The 12,742-nt window shown below is 71.5% G+C and carries 13 protein-coding genes; 7 read left to right on the plus strand and 6 right to left on the minus strand.

Going from position 1 to position 12,742, the window contains the following annotated elements:
- The first annotated feature begins 84 nt into the window (after positions 1-84).
- From KGA66_RS10005 to KGA66_RS10020, 4 genes are all read left to right on the plus strand, one after another.
- Positions 85-1,386: an extracellular solute-binding protein gene (locus tag KGA66_RS10005; protein ID WP_211467026.1), complete on the plus strand. Its 1,302-nt coding sequence runs from the start codon at positions 85-87 to the stop codon at positions 1,384-1,386.
- Positions 1,387-1,392: 6 nt separating this feature from the next.
- Positions 1,393-2,397 carry a carbohydrate ABC transporter permease gene (locus KGA66_RS10010; protein WP_211467028.1) on the plus strand — a complete coding sequence of 335 codons (1,005 nt, stop codon included), beginning with the start codon at positions 1,393-1,395 and terminating at the stop codon, positions 2,395-2,397.
- A gap of 4 nt (positions 2,398-2,401) precedes the next feature.
- Positions 2,402-3,280 carry a carbohydrate ABC transporter permease gene (locus KGA66_RS10015; protein ID WP_211467030.1) on the plus strand — a complete coding sequence of 293 codons (879 nt, stop codon included), beginning with the start codon at positions 2,402-2,404 and terminating at the stop codon, positions 3,278-3,280.
- 90 nt (positions 3,281-3,370) lie between these two features.
- Complete coding sequence (locus tag KGA66_RS10020; protein WP_246507357.1) at positions 3,371-4,540, plus strand: acyl-CoA dehydrogenase family protein; 1,170 nt, start codon at positions 3,371-3,373, stop codon at positions 4,538-4,540.
- A gap of 65 nt (positions 4,541-4,605) precedes the next feature.
- Here the strand turns inward: KGA66_RS10020 and aroQ are convergent, their stop codons facing one another.
- Positions 4,606-5,106: a type II 3-dehydroquinate dehydratase gene (gene aroQ / locus KGA66_RS10025; RefSeq protein WP_211467032.1), complete on the minus strand. Its 501-nt coding sequence runs from the start codon at positions 5,104-5,106 to the stop codon at positions 4,606-4,608.
- Between the two features lie 97 nt (positions 5,107-5,203).
- On the opposite strand from aroQ, the gene KGA66_RS10030 reads away from it, so the two are divergent.
- On the plus strand, positions 5,204-6,607 hold the full coding sequence (locus tag KGA66_RS10030) for an amidase (RefSeq protein WP_211467034.1): 1,404 nt from the start codon (positions 5,204-5,206) through the stop codon (positions 6,605-6,607).
- A 105-nt stretch (positions 6,608-6,712) separates the two neighbouring features.
- The gene (locus KGA66_RS10035; protein WP_211467036.1) at positions 6,713-7,624 is read left to right on the plus strand and encodes a DMT family transporter; all 912 of its coding nucleotides are present in this window, start codon (positions 6,713-6,715) and stop codon (positions 7,622-7,624) included.
- A 98-nt stretch (positions 7,625-7,722) separates the two neighbouring features.
- Here the strand turns inward: KGA66_RS10035 and KGA66_RS10040 are convergent, their stop codons facing one another.
- On the minus strand, positions 7,723-8,727 hold the full coding sequence (locus tag KGA66_RS10040; RefSeq protein WP_211467038.1) for a threonine ammonia-lyase: 1,005 nt from the start codon (positions 8,725-8,727) through the stop codon (positions 7,723-7,725).
- A gap of 234 nt (positions 8,728-8,961) precedes the next feature.
- Here KGA66_RS10040 and KGA66_RS10045 point away from each other — a divergent pair, with 234 nt between their 5' ends.
- Positions 8,962-9,279, plus strand: coding sequence for a hypothetical protein (locus KGA66_RS10045; RefSeq protein WP_211467040.1), 318 nt, complete (start codon positions 8,962-8,964; stop codon positions 9,277-9,279).
- Between the two features lie 65 nt (positions 9,280-9,344).
- On the opposite strand, the gene KGA66_RS10050 is transcribed toward KGA66_RS10045, so the two are convergent.
- The 4 genes from KGA66_RS10050 to KGA66_RS10065 all read right to left on the minus strand — a co-directional run.
- On the minus strand, positions 9,345-10,109 hold the full coding sequence (locus tag KGA66_RS10050) for a YqjF family protein (RefSeq protein ID WP_211467042.1): 765 nt from the start codon (positions 10,107-10,109) through the stop codon (positions 9,345-9,347).
- Positions 10,110-10,145: 36 nt separating this feature from the next.
- Complete coding sequence (locus tag KGA66_RS10055) at positions 10,146-11,330, minus strand: glycosyltransferase (RefSeq protein WP_211467044.1); 1,185 nt, start codon at positions 11,328-11,330, stop codon at positions 10,146-10,148.
- Positions 11,327-12,019 carry an acyltransferase gene (locus KGA66_RS10060; protein WP_211467052.1) on the minus strand — a complete coding sequence of 231 codons (693 nt, stop codon included), beginning with the start codon at positions 12,017-12,019 and terminating at the stop codon, positions 11,327-11,329. The genes KGA66_RS10055 and KGA66_RS10060 overlap by 4 nt, the downstream gene beginning before the upstream one ends.
- A 2-nt stretch (positions 12,020-12,021) precedes the next feature.
- The coding region (locus tag KGA66_RS10065; protein ID WP_211467046.1) for a hypothetical protein at positions 12,022-12,742 on the minus strand (721 nt) is incomplete at its 5' end.

Genomic DNA, 12,742 nt, shown 5'->3' on the forward strand with positions numbered 1-12,742 from the left:
CACCCGCAGCGCGCAAACTCTCTGCCATCCTGGGCTCACTTCGCCCGGTCCAGTTCGGCCGACGTCGTCAGGAATGGACCAGTCATGCGCAAAATCCGCACAGTCAGCTTCGTCGCCGCAGCCGCGGCTCTGGCACTGACCGCCTCCGCGTGCTCCAGCAGCAGCGGCGGTGCAGCCGCCAAGAACAACGCAAGCGCCGGGCCGGTCAACCTGACCTGGTGGCACAACGGGACCACGGACCCGGTCAAGAGCCTTTGGGCGCAGGCCGCGAGCGACTACACCGCGGCCCACCCGAACGTGAAGTTCACCGTGGACCCGATCCAGAACGAGCAGTTCACCACGAAGGTGCCGGCCGCTCTGGCGGGCGGCAATCCTCCCGACATCTACCAGCAGTGGGGCGGTGGCCAGGAGGCCAGCCAGATCACCTCCGGCAAGGTGATGGACCTGACCTCCGCGGTGTCAAGCTGGATCGGCCAACTCGGCCCCGTCGCGCAGGGCTGGCAGGTCAACGGCAAGCAGTACGGCATCCCGTACGACCAGCACGTCGTCGGATTCTGGTACCGCAAGGACCTGTTCGCGCAGGCCGGAATCACCGCCCCGCCGACTACGATGGACGAGCTCAACGCCGACGTGGCCAAGCTCAAGACCAAGAACATCGCGCCGATCGCCATCGGCAGCAAGGACCGCTGGCCCGACGCGTTCTACTGGGACTACTTCGCCGTGCGCGAATGCTCCACCGACGTGCTTAAGCAGGCCTCCAAGGACCTGAAGCTGAGCGACCCGTGCTGGACCAAGGCGGGCGACGACGTCAAGGCCTTCCTGGCCACCAACCCGTTCCAGACCGGCTTCCTCGGCACCCCGGCCCAGCAGGGTGTGGGCAGCTCGGCCGGTATGATCGCCGCGGGTAAGGCCGCGATGGAACTGCAGGGCGACTGGGAACTGCCGACCATGGAGGGCCTGCTGCCCAACGGCACCTTCAAGTCGCAGATGGGCTGGTTCCCGTTCCCGGCGGTGACCGGCGGCCAGGGTGACCCGACCGTGGCGCTCGGCGGCGGCGACGGGTTCTCCTGCACCACCGGCGCGGGCGCGTCCTGTGTGGACTTCCTCAAGTACCTGGCGAGCACCGCGGTCCAGGACAAGATCGCCTCGCAGGGCATCGCACTGCCCGCGAACCCGGCCTCGGCCTCCAAGCTGACGGACCCGAACCTGCAGGCCATCTCCTCCTACGCCGGCAAGGCGCCGTACATCCAGATGTACTTCGACACCGCCTTCCCGACGAACGTGGGCCAGTCACTGGACAACGCGGTAGCCGACTTCTTCGCCGGCAAGGGTACGCCGCAGACGATCGTCCAGAGCGTCACGAACGCCGGTTCGGGCGGGAAGTAAGAGTTCATGAACAGAGCAGATGTCACGGCGGGAGCGGCCTCGGCCGGTCCCGCCGTGGCGGGCGGCAGGACCGCCGGTCGTCCCGCCCGCGCCGCCACGGCGCGGGCGGGACGCTCCGGCGGGCGGCGCAGAAGACTCGAACTCGCGCTCCTGCTGGCGCCCGCGACGGTGCTGTTCACCGCGTTCGTCCTGGCGCCGATGGCGCTGGCGGCGTACTACAGCTTCTACAACTGGAACGGCTACGGGGCGCTGACCTCCGCCGGCCTGTCGAACTACACCAGCGCGATCCGGGGCGCCAACTTCCAGCACTCGGTCGGCCACAACCTGATCATCGTCGGGCTCTCGCTGATCATCCAGCTGCCGCTGAGCATCGGCCTGGCGATGCTGCTCAACCGCAGGATCAAGGGACGCGCGTTCCTGCGCTTGGTGGTCTTCGCGCCGTACGTGCTGTCCGAGGCGATCACCGCCGTGGTCTGGTACCAGATGCTGCAGCCGAACGGCTTCGTCGACCAGGTGCTCGTCTCGCTCGGCCTCGGCAGTCAGGTGCACGACTGGCTGGGCAGCACCAGCCTGGTGCTCTACACCCTGTTCGTGGTGATCACCTGGAAGTACATCGGGTTCGGCATCATCCTGCTGCTCGCGGGACTGCAGGGGGTCCCGGTCGAACTGCGCGAAGCCGCCGCGCTCGACGGCGCAAGCTCCTGGCAGATCACCCGGCACGTGGTGATGCCGCTGCTGGGCCCGACCATCCGGATCTGGATCTTCCTGTCCGTGATCGGTTCGCTCCAGCTGTTCGACCTGGTGTGGATCATGACCGGCGGCGGACCTGCCGAGGCGTCGAACACGATGGTGACCTACATCTACACCTTCGGCATCCGCCAGCAGCAGTACGGCTTCGCCAGCGCGGTCGCCGTGATCCTGTTCATCATCTGCTTCGCTTTCGCGCTGGTCTACCAGCGCTTCGTCCTGCGCCGCGACACCGAGGGCGCACTGACCCGGGTGGTGGGGTGACGGCATGTCGGCGACTGTGAACACGACGGCCGGGGCGGCCGCACTCCGGCGCCGGCGCGGCCCGCGCGAAGGGCGCTCCTGGGTGGCGTACCTGGTGGCGATCGTCGTCATCGGGATCACCGTGGTGCCGCTGCTGTTCGTGGTCCTCGGCGGCTTCCGCACCAACGCGGAGCTGAACTCGGACCCGGCGGCGCTGATACCGCACCACTGGGTGTGGTCCAACTACACCAGTGTGCTGACCAACGCGCAGTTCTGGCGCAACATCTACAACAGCCTGCTGATCGCCGTGGTGGCCACCGCGGTCGCGGTCGGGGTCGGCTCGATGGCGGCCTACGCGCTCTCGCGCTACAACTTCCGAGGCAGCGAGGCGTTCTACGGGTTCTTCGTCATCGGCCTGCTCTTCCCGATCGGCGTCGCGGCGCTGCCGCTGTTCCTGCTGCTGCACGACCTGCACATGCTGGAGCACTGGTGGGGCGTGGCGATCCCGGAGGCGGCCTTCTCGCTGCCGGCCACGATCGTGATCCTGCGGCCGTTCATGCGGGCCGTCCCCGGGGAGATCGAGGACGCCGCGATGATCGACGGCACGAGCAGGCTGGGTTTCTTCTGGCGCATCCTGCTCCCGCTCTCCCGGCCCGCGTTGATCACGGTCGCCATCCTGGCGTTCGTGACCAGCTGGAACGCGTACCTGCTGCCGCTGCTGGCGTTCAACGACCAGAGCAACTTCACCCTGCCGCTGGGTGTGGCGAACTTCCAGACCCAGTACACGCAGGACACCGCGAAGATCCTGGCGTTCACGGGGCTGTCCATGGTGCCCGCCCTGGCATTCCTGGCGGTCGCGGAACGCCGCATCGTCGGCGGCCTGACGGGAGCGGTGAAGGGGTGACCCGCGCGTCGGTCAACACACGGTGATACAGATGGGTGTGTGACCGACACCGCGATGAAGCACCCCGGCGGCGCCGCAGCCCGGCGCCCGATGACGGACCCGCTCGACCTGCTGGACGTGGCCTTCCTGCTGGGGCAGGACGAGCGGGACATCCAGCGCTCCGTGCGCGATCTGCTGGCGGATCGCGCGCGGCCGCACATCGGGCGCTGGTTCGAGCAGGGGCACTTCCCGCGCGACCTGGTGCCGGAACTCGGCGCGCTCGGCCTGCTCGGCATGCACCTGGAGGGCTACGGCTGCGCCGGCACCAGCGCCACCGCGTACGGCCTGGCCTGTCTCGAACTCGAGGCGGTGGACTCGGGGCTGCGCAGCTTCGTGTCCGTGCAGGGGTCGCTGTCGATGTACTCGATCCACAGGTACGGCAGCGAGGAGCAGAAGCAGCAGTGGCTGCCACGGCTGGCCGCCGGCGAGGCGATCGGCTGCTTCGGCCTGACCGAGCCGGATTTCGGTTCCGATCCGGCGAACATGCGCACCCGCGCGGTGCGGGAGGGCGACGGTCAGGGCGACTGGATCCTCGACGGCGCGAAGATGTGGATCACCAACGGCGGCGTCGCGGACGTGGCCACGGTCTGGGCGCAGACGCAGGACGGGATCCGCGGCTTCCTCGTCCCGCGCGGCACCCCGGGCTTCACCACCCGCGACATCGAGAACAAGCAGTCGCTGCGCGCGTCGGTCACCTCGGAGCTGGCGTTCGACGGGGTCAGGCTGCCGGATCGGGCGCGCCTGCCGCACGCCCGCGGTCTCGGTGCGCCGCTCTCGTGCCTGAACGAGGCGCGTTTCGGCATCCTGTTCGGCGCGGTCGGCGCGGCCCGCGACTGCCTGCAAAGCGCCCTTGGCTACGCCGATCAGCGCGTCCAGTTCGGCCGGCCGATCAGCGCGTTCCAGCTCACCCAGCGCAAACTGGCCGGCATGGCGCTCTCGCTGAACACCGCGATGCTGCTGGCGCTGCACCTGGGCCGCCTCAAGGACGCCGGGCGCATCCGGCCGGAGCAGATCAGCGCCGGCAAGCTCAACAACGTGCGAGCGGCCATCGAGATCGCCCGCGAGTGCCGCACCATCCTCGGCGCCAACGGCGTCTCGCTGGAGTACCCCCCGATCCGGCACGCGAACAACCTCGAATCAGTGCTCACCTATGAGGGAACCGAGGAGATCCACACCCTGGTGGTCGGCCAGGCGCTGACCGGCCGGGCCGCCTACCGCTGAGCCCGGCCGGCTCGGCCCGCCGGCTCGACCGCCGGCTCGGCCCGGCCGCCGAGGTTCCGCGTTGATCAGGAGGTGAGTGCGCCGGCCGGTGAATCGCCGCGCTGTTCGGGTTCCCCCGCCTCGGCGAGCCGGCGCAACCCCTGGATCGCCAGCGGATAACCCTCCACGCCGAAACCGACCACGATCCCCGCGGCGACCGGTGAGATGTACGAGTGGTGCCGGAACGCCTCGCGTGCGTGCACGTTGGAAATGTGCACTTCGACGACGCGTGTGCGCGCGCCCTTGATCGCGTCGTGCAGCGCGATCGAAGTGTGCGAATACGCCCCCGCGTTGAGTACGACCCCGATGAGCCGGCCGGCGCGCTGTTCGGCTCCGGCCTCCTGGATCCAGTCCACCAGGTGACCCTCGTGGTTGGACTGGCGGCACTCGGCCTCCAGCCCGAGCGCGGCAGCGCTGCGGTGGCACAGCGCCTCGACGTCGGCGAGCGTCTGTGCGCCGTAGACGCCCAGTTCGCGGGTGCCCAGCAGGTTCAGGTTCGGGCCGTTGAGGATCAGTACCGAGGACATGGCCAGATCCTCCCGCGAACGGCCCGCCTTTGCACAGATCCGGGCTCCGGGGGCCCGCACCGTTGACGGGACGGCGCGACCGGTCGAGCCTACGGGAATGGACACCGAACCGGACACGTGGATAGGCCGCAGCGCGCAGCAGATCGCCGATGCCGTGCGTGCGGGCCGCGCAAAGCCCCGTGACGTCGCGCTCGAGCACCTGGAGCGGATCGAGCGGCTCAACGCGCGGCTGTGCGCGTTCCGCGTGATCCGGCGCGAGGCGGCGCTCGCCGAGGCCGATGCGCTCGCCGCGCGGCCGGATCTGGCCGCCCTCCCGCTGGCCGGCGTCCCGATCGCGATCAAGGACAACGTCGCCGTGGCCGGCGAGCAGACCCGCAACGGCTCGGCGGCGAGCGCCGAATCCGTGAACGCGGCGGACCACCCGATCGTCGCCCGGTTGAGGGCCGCCGGAGCGATCGTCGTCGGGCTGACCAATGTGCCCGAACTCTGCCTGATGCCGATGACTGACAGCGTCCACGGGATCGCCCGCAATCCGTGGGACCGGCAGCGCACGCCCGGGGGCTCGTCCGGCGGCAGCGCCGCGGCGGTCGCCGCGGCCCTGGTCCCGATCGCGCACGGCAACGACGGGCTCGGCTCGATCCGGATCCCGGCGAGCCTGTGCGGGCTGGTCGGTATCAAGCCGGGCACCGGCGTGGTGCCCGCGGTTCTCGGCGGTGACGGGCGCCCGGGCTGGTACGGCCTGTCCGAGAACGGCCCGCTGGCCACGACGGTGCGCGACGCCGCGCTCGCGCTCGGCGTCATGGCGGACGATCCGCAACTCGCGCGGCTCGACGAGGCGCAAGGCATACGAGTCGCGCTGTCCGTGCAGCCCACCCAGGCCGGTCTGCCGATCGGCGGCGAGAGCAGGGCGGCAGTCCTCGACACCGGCAGCCTGCTGTCCGAACTGGGGCGCGGGCACCTCGTCAGCCGGCATGCGGCCCGCTACCCGGTGTGGCTTGGGCCTGCCGTCCTGCGCACCTGGTATTCGTGCGCCCACCTGGACGCCCGCGCGCTGGACCGCGCGAAACTCGACCGGTCCACGCGGGGGATGGCCGCGGCCGGGCGGGCGCTTGAGGCCGCGCGGCTCGGCGGCGGCGGTTCCAGGGCGCGGTGGCGCGACGGCGCGGCGGACCGGTTCTTCGGTGACCACGACGTGCTCGTCCTGCCGTCGGTGCCCGTACGAGCGCCCCTCGCGCGACGCTACGGAGAACGTCCCGCCGCGCGGAACACGGTCACGGGCGTCATGGTCGGCCATCTGTGCGGGCCGTGGAACGTGGCGGGCTGGCCCGCGATGAACGTGCCCGCCGGCATCGGCGCGTCGGGGTTGCCGGTGGGCGTGCAGCTGGTCGCGCGGCCGGGAGGCGAACGGGTGCTGCTGAGCCTCGCCGCGCAGATCGAGGCGGCGCGCCCCTGGCCGCGGCACGCACCCGAGTACGCCGTCTGGCGCGACCCCTCGGGCTGAGAGGGCTTCGGTGGCGCGGGAACATTTCGCCGGCGCTCGTCGTTCATTCGCGTCATAGGACCCGTGGTCGGGTGTCGGGGGCGGCAGAGCGGGAAGCTGATTTTCGTGATCTGTGTGTTGTTCGCGGTGTTGACGGCATTGAGCAACGCCTCGGCGTCGGTCTTGCAGCGCCGTGCCGCGAGCGAGGCACCCGCGGACGGGGCGTTCCGGCTTTCGCTGTTCGCGTATCTGGTGCGCCGCCGGATCTGGCTGGCCGGCATCGGCATGGTCGCCGCCGCGGCGCTGTTCCAGGCCACGGCCCTGGCGACCGGGCCGGTCGCCCTCGTGCAGCCGATCTTCATCATCGAACTTCCGCTCGCGCTGCTGATCGCGGGCCTGCTCTTCCGCGTCTCGCTGCCGCCGCGCACCTGGGTGGCGGTCGCTGCGGTGACCGCCGGGCTGGCGGTGGCGCTGGCCGCCGCGGCCCCCTCCGGCGGCGTGGACCGGGCGTCGAACCAGCTGTGGGTGCTGGCGCTGATCGCCACCGGCGGTTTCGAAGCGGTGCTGCTGGTGTCGGCTGTGCGCGCCCACGGCGAACCGCGCGCCGCGCTGCTCGGCCTCGCGGCGGCCTGCGGCTACGCGCTCACCGCCGCGCTGATGAAGCAGGCGATGGCCTCGCTCGCGGACGGCCCCGGGGCGTTCTTCACCACCTGGCAGCTGTACGCGACCGCGGCGGCCGGGGTCGGTTCGCTGTTCCTGCTGCAGAATGCGCTGCAAGCGGGCACGCTGGTCGCCTCACAGCCCATGCTCACCATCGGCGACGCGCTGATCAGCGCCTGCTACGGCGGCCTGCTGTTCGCCGAGGACATCCGGTTCGGCTGGTGGCTGGCGGCGCAGGTGCTCGGCCTCATCGCGATCGCGGCCGGGTACATCGAACTGGCCCGCTCGCCGTTGGCCTCCGGTCAGGGCGTGGCTCCGGCCGAGGCGGAGGCCGGCGGCGAGTCCGCCGACCGGCTTGAGCGCACGACGGCGTCCTGACCCCCAGCCGCTGCCGCTGCCGCAGCGCTCAGCGAATACCGGATCACGCGGGCCGTCCGCGGCGAGCGCCCCGCGGACAGCCCGGGTGGCGGTTCGCGTCAAACCCCGCCTGCGCCGCCGGTCGAGAACCAGCCAGTCAGAATTCTGCTATAGGCGTCCATCGCGACATTGCCGCCGCTGACCACCGCGACATAGCCGCGACCGGCCGGCAACTGATCGAGCCGTGTGAGGTAGGCGGCCACGCCCACGGCGCCGCCCGGCTCGGCAACCAGGTGCGCGCTGTCCGCGAGGGTGCGGACCGCGTCGAGGATCGCGGTCTCGGACACCGTCAGCACGCTCGCCGTCAGGGTCCGCAGATGCCGCCATGTCAGCTCACCGACGGCGGTGGAGCGCAGCGCGTCGGCGACGGTGCGCCAGGTATCGCTCACCGGCCACGTCGTGCGCTCGCCGCGCCGGAGCGAATCGTGCGCGTCGGCGGCGAGTTCCGGCTCGACGCCGTGCACCGCGACGCCTGGCATCAGCGCGTTCGCGGCGACCGCGATGCCGCAGAGCAGTCCGCCGCCGCCGACCGGCACGAGGATCGCGTCCACCTCGATGCCCAGTTCCCGCGCCTGCTCGGCGATCTCCGCCCCGATCGTGCCCTGGCCGGCGATGACCCGGGGATCGTCGAAGGGGTGTATCAGCGTTCGCCCGGTCTGCGCCGCGAGGCTGCGTGCGGCCTGCTCCCGTTCCTCGGCGGGTACCCGCACGATGGTCGCGCCCAGCGCCCGTGTCGCGGCGACCTTGTTCTCGGCCGAGCCGTGCGGGATGACGATCAGCGCGTCCACGCCGAGGCGAGCCGCCGCGTACGCCACGGCCCGGCCGTGATTCCCGCTGGAGACCGCGATCACGCCCGCGTCCCGCTCCCGCGGTTCGAGGGACGCCAGGGCGTTGACCGCGCCGCGGATCTTGAACGTGCCGGTGTTCTGGAGGCATTCGGCCTTGATCCACAGCGGCCGGTCGGCGTCCGCCCAGGGGCACGGCAACAGCGGGGTCCGTACTGCGATGCCCTCGATCCGTTTGCGCGCCTCAAGAATCTCGGCGATCCGCACCAGCTCGGTCATTCCGCTCTCCCTTTACCGGGGCCATGCGCCTCGTGGTCGATCCTATGAGGGCCGGGGCTCCGGATCTCCGGACGCCCGATCGACCGGTGACGCGCGCCCCGTCCGCGCCCCGTCCGCGCCCCGTGCGCACGCAGTCCGCGCCGCGGACGGAACCGATTCGCTCACGCAGATCGTCCGCACAGTCACACGGTGGATTTTCCGGCGGTCGCGGGCTGCGGGGAACGGGGAGGAACGATGAGGCCGATAACGTATTTGCAGGGTGCTGTCGTTCTCGCCGACGTCGGCAGCGGGGCGCAGGCGCTGGCGCTGCCACAGGACGAGTTGACCGCGCTCGTGCGGATCGCGGCGATCCTGGCGCGCAACTTCGGCAGCCGGCTGCCCGGCGAGTACCGCGCGGTCCTGCGGGACGCCGACGGATCGCACCGGGTGATCACGGAAGACGACCCGCGGATCGCGCAGGCCCGCGACCTGCTGCGCGCCATCGCGCAGGACCGGGACTACACCGCGCCGGAACTCGAACAGGTGCGCCAAGCGCTCTCAAACGCTGCGTAGCACGAGGGCATCATGTCGTCTCGATGCGCCCGCCGTGTCACGCCTGCCCTGTTACGGCCGCCCTGTCACGGCCGCGTCTGGTCCCGCAGTGGTGCCCCGAAACGCACCGGCACGCCGGGGGAGTACAGCACGCTGTCCGGCGGCCCGTCCGGCGCGGGCAGCCCGGCCGCCGTGACCAGGTTCTCGCGCAGCTCAAGCAGATGCGCGCGGAACAGCGGCCACCGCGGATGCTCGTTCGGCAGGTACAGCGTGCGGCGCAGCGGCGCGTAGTGCAGGCCCCAACGCGCCGTCACGAAGTGTTCGACCGCGCTCGGCCGCGCCACCGGCTCACCGATTCGAACCTTGATATGCGAGCTCGTCGACGGATTGCCCGGCCGGTGCCTGCGGCCGGCGTACTCGATCACGTCGCCCTCGCGTCGCACCGACATCCGGGACCACACGTAAGGCAGCCGGAAACCGAGCCGCGCCGTGAGCACCGGCAGCAGCCGCGACGCGTCCAGCGAGCGGAACACCACGGCGCGCCGTCCCGCGGCGTCGACCGAGTAGAGCCGTACGTTCGTCTCGGGGAAGCTGCCCAGCCACGGCAGGCCCGGCAGCCCCAGCCAGCCGATGCGGTGCATGCGGAAGGCGATCAGGCCCACGTACGTCCGGCCGTCGATGACGTCAGGCCGCGTCCCGGAGGGCAGCAGGGGTTGCACCACCTGCGGCGCGACCGCCCAGTGCAGGAAAGCCAGATCCAGCCAGGACTGCGTCAGCAGGGCGCGGCGCACCGGGCGGGCCGGGTCCGGCGTGACCGGTTCGACCCCGCCGGAAGGCGCGAGTGACGACACCGCAACAGCATGACACAGCCGGCCGGCCCGGCAGGATCACGCGGCCGGCGACACAGCCTCCAGGTACCGCCGCGCCGACGCCTCCCACGAAAGCTGCGCCGCGAAGATCTCGCGCAGCCGTTCGCCCACCTCCGCGCGCTCCTTCTCGGGCATGCGCACCACGGCCTCCAGCGCGTCGGCGAACGCCGGCAGGCTCATGTCCTTGGCGACCACGCCCGAGTCCGCGACCAGCATGGCGTTCTCCCGCAGCGGCCGAAGCACGACCGGGATGCCGCGGGCCATCGCGTGCGTAACCTTGTTCATCGCGCAGTAGTGGTTGAACTCGACATCCGGGTCGGGCACCGTCATCGCGTCGATCCCGTCGAGGAACGGGACCAGTTGCCCCGGCCCGAGCCAGCCGCGCAGCCGCACCAGATCGTCGAGCCCGCGCCGCGTCACCTGCTCGCGTACCGCGGCGAGCGCGGGTCCGTCGCCCGCCACCTCGACCCGGAAACCGGTGAGCCCCCGCCCGCGCAGCACGTCGACGGCCTCGATCAGATCGCAGACCCCGTCCTGCTCCCCGATCACGCCCAGGTAGCCGAGGACACACCCGTCCGCTTCGTCGCGCTCGCGCCCGCCGGCCGCGCCGGCCGCGCCGGCCACGACCGACGCCGTGCGCACCACCACGGCCTCGCGGCCGTAGAGCCGCCGCAGCCGCTGCGCCTGCTGCGTGCTCGGGGTCAGCACCGCGTCGGCGGCCGCGACGGTGCGCCGCTCGCACGCGAGGAAGAAGGGTTCGAGCTTGCGGAACGCAGGGCGCGAACCGGCCAGAGCGGGCACCACGTCGTGCTGGTCGTACACCGTGCGGCAGCCGCGCCGGCGCGCCCAGCGCAGCAGGCCGAACAGCATGTCCGGCGGGTTGCACACCTGAAGCGTCCGGGCGCTCGAAGGCCGCCGCAGCGCCCGCTTCGCCGCGCGCGTCGAGACGAGCGTCGTCCAGGCTCCCTCGACGATCGTGCCGAGCCGTCCCGCGCCCTCGAAGGACCTGAAGTAGACCACGTCGACGCCGTCGATCCTCGCGCGCCCGGGCGTCTTATCCCGGATCGCAGGACACACCACGGTCACGGCCACGCCGTCGTCCCGCAGCGCCAGCGCCTGCGCCCACACCCGATGGTCATCGGGCACCGGCAGGTTCAGCACGACGATCACCGCGCGCCGCGGGCGGGCAGCCGTCCCGCTCATGCGGCGCCGGCTTCCGCGTCGGCGCGGCTGCGCGGGTCGGTGCCGGCTTCCGCCAAAAGGCCGTCCGTCTCGACGTACACAGCGCCCGTCCGCGGGCACACGAACCGCCCGTCGCCTTTCGCGCCTTCCGGGGCGAGCCGCACCCCGGCCCGCCCGACCCAGCCGACCTGCCGGGCCGGAACACCCAGCACCAGCGCGAAGTCAGGCACGTCACGCGTGACCACGGCGCCCGCCGCGACCATCGCCCACCGCCCGATCGTCACGGGTGCGACACACACCGCCCGCGCGCCGACCGAGCCGCCCTCCAGCACCGTCACTCCGACCGCGTCCCAGTCCTCGGCGTTCTTCAAGCGGCCCTCAGGCGTCACCGCGCGCGGGTTGACGTCATTGGTGAACACCACGCTCGGACCCACGAACACACCGTCGCCGAGGACCGCAGGCTCATATACGAGCGCGTAATTCTGAATCTTGACATTGTCGCCGACGCGCACGCCGGGCCCGAGATACGCGCCCCTGCCCACCACGCAAGAGCGCCCGAGCGTGGCGTCCTCGCGCACGGCCGCGCCGTTCCACACCGACGTGCCCTCGCCGAGAACCGCGGTGGTGTGCACGTCCGCGTCCGCGGCGATGCGGGTGCCCGGCCTTCCCGGCGCACTCGCGGTGGCCGTCGTGCTCGCGGTGTTGCCCATACTCATGCGGGGACCCTCTCCGACACGTCCGCTGACCCTTCCGTGCTCTTGTTCCGCTTGTCCCGCAGGCGCCCGCCGCCGCCCCTGGTGCGCCGGCTCCCGCGCCGCACGTACCGGTCGAACCAGAGCGGAAGGACCACGCAGCCCGTCGCGCCGAGCACCGCGACCCCGGCGAGCCCCCGAAGCTTCGAACCGTGCACCTGAGCGACCGCCGGCGCCACCAACTGCTGGGTGGTGATGCGCAGCGACTGCGGCACTCCGGCGCGCGTCTGCAGGTCGGCCAGTTCCTCGACGAACATCTTCGACAATGCATTGATGCTCGCGAGCAGCGCGTCCGGATCGGCCCCGGTCACCGTCAGCTGCTCGGCCGGGACCGTGTACTTCGGCGTCTGCACCGTGCCGTTGTTGCGCGGCAGTAGCGAGTAATCGCCCGTCACCCCGGCCTCGCGCAGCCTGTCCGCCGACGAGGAGTCGTTGAGGATCGTGTCCACGACCAGGCCGGTCGCCGCGATCGAGGGGGTCGCCGCCGCCAGCGCGTTCGGCGCGCTCGGCTCCTGCGGCGGCACCAACAGCAGCACCGATGTGGCCTGGTAGACCCGCGGCGGATGGTCGACCTTCCAGCCCATCGCCAGCGTCATCAGCAGCACGACGGCGGCGACCTGCCACCGCAGCCGCACCGTCTCGATCACTTCGCGAAACGACACCGCAGCCCCTCCCCTGGTC

The sequence above is a fragment of the Actinocrinis puniceicyclus genome (genome assembly GCF_018283645.1).
Classification (GTDB): domain Bacteria; phylum Actinomycetota; class Actinomycetes; order Streptomycetales; family Catenulisporaceae; genus Actinocrinis; species Actinocrinis puniceicyclus.